Annotated in this window: 3 protein-coding genes; all 3 read right to left on the minus strand. The window is 48.8% G+C overall.

From position 1 onward, the window contains the following. Nucleotides 1-437: 437 nt before the first annotated feature. Nucleotides 438-1,745, minus strand: coding sequence for a macro domain-containing protein (locus AC56LR_RS21580; RefSeq protein WP_497133528.1), 1,308 nt, complete (start codon nt 1,743-1,745; stop codon nt 438-440). Between the two features lie 25 nt (nt 1,746-1,770). Next, entirely contained in the window at nt 1,771-3,132 is a 1,362-nt protein-coding gene (locus AC56LR_RS21585) for a DUF4433 domain-containing protein (protein ID WP_497133530.1), read from the minus strand. A 98-nt stretch (nt 3,133-3,230) separates the two neighbouring features. Then, a partial coding sequence (locus AC56LR_RS21590; RefSeq protein ID WP_497133532.1) for a cyanophycin metabolism-associated DUF1854 family protein occupies nt 3,231-3,617 on the minus strand: 387 nt, incomplete at its 5' end.

A 3,617-nucleotide genomic window follows, 5' to 3' on the forward strand; every position in this document is an offset into this window, starting at 1 on the left:
AGCGCGCGCGCGATCGAGATGCGCTGGCGCTCGCCGCCGGACAGGCCCTGGCCGCGCTCGCCCACCATCGAGTCGTAGCCCTGCGGCAGGCGCAGGATGAATTCGTGGGCGTGGGCCACGCCAAGCCCGCCCCATCAAGCAGGTCGGCCGCGAACGGGATCACGCCGGGATTGCCGTTGCCAGGACACCGCGCCAGGCCGTAGACCCGTCAGCCGTCAGCCACTATAGCGCACGACCGTGTAGTTGCGCCCGATCCCGCTTACGCCTGCTACTAGTCCGCCGCCGGCTTGAACATTGACGACGATCACACGGGTAGCGAGATCGCTGCGTTGTACAAGCGACAATCCAGGATCTCGCGGCTGTACTTTTAATGAGGAATGTCTCAGGCACCATAAAATGGTGCTTGGCCTTCGTCACTTACACAATATCGAAAACAACTATTCAGTAACTAACAGTGATTGAAAATCTGACCTAACATTTTCTGGAAGAGCATCCAAGTCTACAGAAAAATATACACCTAGATCCAATTTGTTCCGCTCGATCAGGTCTGCAATAATCCTCAATTTTTCTGAAGTAGCTAGAGAAGTAAAGATCGATCCCGAGGCGATAGTGTCAGACAACTCACCATACGGACCTTTCTGCTGTATTAATGGGGTTAGATTTGGAGCGCCCGTTTCAGGACGTCGCCCAATTGGCACAAAGCCAGCAGCTTCTAAGTATGCAATATCCGATTCGCTATGCGTAGCATATTTGATAAAGAAACAGGGTTTCCCACTGAACTGACTTAGAGCTCGCTTACTGTAGAGTTGCGGCTGCGGATCTGACAAAAGAACTGTGCTTGCACCCTGGCGAAGCATGTCGGATACCAATTTTTCAAGTTTTGCGGAGCTCTTCTTCTCAGATTCTCCGATTGAAAGAATGGCGTAAGTAATCTTGTTATTTTCATCATCAGAAAGACCAACACGCTTCTTAACGCGTGGACTAAACGGCAGTAGCAAAATAACAGCAAGGCCATACCTAAGGAAAATCTCAGCAATTTCCTCGCTAGCATGGTTGTGATAGATCAACCCAATTGTCGGCGGATTTTTCAACAAGCCCATTTGATTCGCTATTGACTCCAACGCATGGAATTCCCGATCGGAAATTTCGGTTGATGTCCATATGGCAATCCACTGGCTCGCCAAGAGCTCCGCATTCCCTTTAACAAATAAATTTGGATTTGATGACAGTTCGGAACCAAAAGGCAATTCAATAGATTCAAAGCCAAGTGCATGAAGTTCACTATTGGGATCAACATGACTACTAAGGCGCTTTGCCAGCCTCATAGAATCAGCTGGTTCGAAAACAAAAATCTCCGCGTCTAAATTAGCCAAATGGTTCTGGATCATAGGCCCTACGCGCTTCCAGTCTAACCCACCATTTCCACAACCGAGAGCGGGGAGTGCTACCTTTACACCTTTGAAACCGCTTAAATAATTTTTTAATGCGATTAAACCTGATTCGATATCTTCATATCGAGATTTCTCACGCCAGTGTCGCTTTGTCGGAAAATTTATTACCCATGACTCATCGCCCCCATGCCAGATATGCATTAAGCCTGGCTGAATTTTTCCGGTCGCGCAGGCTTCTTTATATTCCAGAAACATCGTAGGATAGCGAGTCTTAAAAGCCAACGCAACGCCAGCTCCCATTACGCCAACACAATTTACCGTGTTGACACGTGCGTTGACGTCGATATCAAACATGTCTCCCTTAGTAAAATGGATCATATTAGGCCTCAGCTTGGACACCACGCTCTACAATTGCGGTCAAACAACGCGAATACAACGCATCCGCTAAATCTTGATCCCACCAATTCTTAGACAGTGCAGTCGCATCAGCTTTTCCAATTGCGAAAAGCATCTTCAATTCCAACTCATCTGCAGCAATTTCGACAATCTGCCCCTCATCACGCCCCTTGCCCAGTACCTCACCGACGAGATCGTGATAACACACGAGTTTGAGTAAGATATTAATAGTCTGCGCTCGTGCGGTCGATATATATTTTTTGAATATTTCCACTAGCATCGGCATTGCACGTACAGGATGGTCAGCATCAACTTTCTGAATGCCGTTGTTCCACTCCCACCGAGCCTTTGGCCCCTTACCAATATCATGCAAATATGCCGCCAATTCAAGTCGACCACGTGAAGCCTCGTCAAATTCCGCAAACTCGTCTAAAGAAAGAAGTTCATTCACGACATCGATGGTGTGTAAATCTACCGTGCGCCGATGCACACCATTTTCCGAGCACAGACCAATCAATTCGGCTGTGTGTGGGATCGCCCCGAAATTACTTCGCAATGCGACCAAGAGAGATTTCGGGTTCTTAAAAATCGCACCAGCTCTTGTGTGCGGCAAATCGTGAATTTCCTGGCAGGCCAACTCATATGCGTATTTAATTCCTTTTGGGCCCGTCACCAGACTAAAACCTTTATCTGCGGCAGGCTGCCATTTTTTGTAATAATGTCTGCGGTTAGGAGACTCGTATTCAACGGCCATTGCTCCAATGTTCGTCTCTGCCAAAATCTCCTCAACGTGATTCTTTATACCCTCATTCCAAACAATAATCCTGCTCGCCTCACGCAACGAAATTGAATTTGGTATTAAAGCCTCGGCCATTCTCTGCTGCTTGGTACATTCGCTCTCATTGGTCCACTTTATAGAATCTATTTCCTTCCAATTTAGTTTTTCCAGGAGCAGCCCGTCATCAAAAAAATTAGGTGGAACTGCTGTATTCGCCGCAGCATCAGCAAATACAGCGCCAGCACGCTCTAATATCTTAATTGGAAACTCGAGGTAGACAATATCCCACTGGTCGATATTTTTCTTATTTATCACCGCCAGCAGCATGGGACTTAGTGATCCGAAATAGAACGGCACATAATCATGCACGACCCCCTTCGCCCCGCAGGGAACTTCCATTGTTGACCGGCGCTCTTGAATGTTAGCAGCAGCGATTGACGTCGCGTCCGCGCCAGGAAATTGCGGATGATTCTTCGAGAGCAATCCCGTTTTTAACAAGGATTGCAAGTTATCTAGATGAGTAAAATGATAAAGATACTTACCTGCGTATTTGGGCGGGATATGCATAGCAGATTAACTAGTGTTGGTAACGTTAGCGAAATGTCCACACTACATCATTTTCTTGAGATTGCGCAACTAAATATTCTTCCGCTTAACAGCTGATTTTATAGGAATCGATCCAATATTCTGCGGCTGTGCTTGTCGATGTGGAACATGTCGCGCACCAGGAAGTTGATGCCGTGGCTGTCCGACACCAGGAGCGAGGCTTCGCCGACGCGGCGGATGTCTTCGTCCACTTTCAGCACGAACTCGGTGTCGCCGCGATCGGTCTTCACATACCAGGTGCAGGGCGTGGCGAAGCTCGACACGTCCTTGATGTGCAAAATCTCGGGGATGAATTCGCGGCCCTCGATTTCTTCCTGCACCAGGCTGCTCATCTGTTCCGGCAGCTCGGCGAGGTCGTCGATCCAGGCCGCTTCCTTGCCGCCGTCGCGCACCAGGGAAATGCCGCGGGTCGGCGCCTGGATCGGGAAGGCGCGCACCGGAATGAC

It is taken from the genome of Telluria sp. ZT3P39 (genome assembly GCF_059685935.1).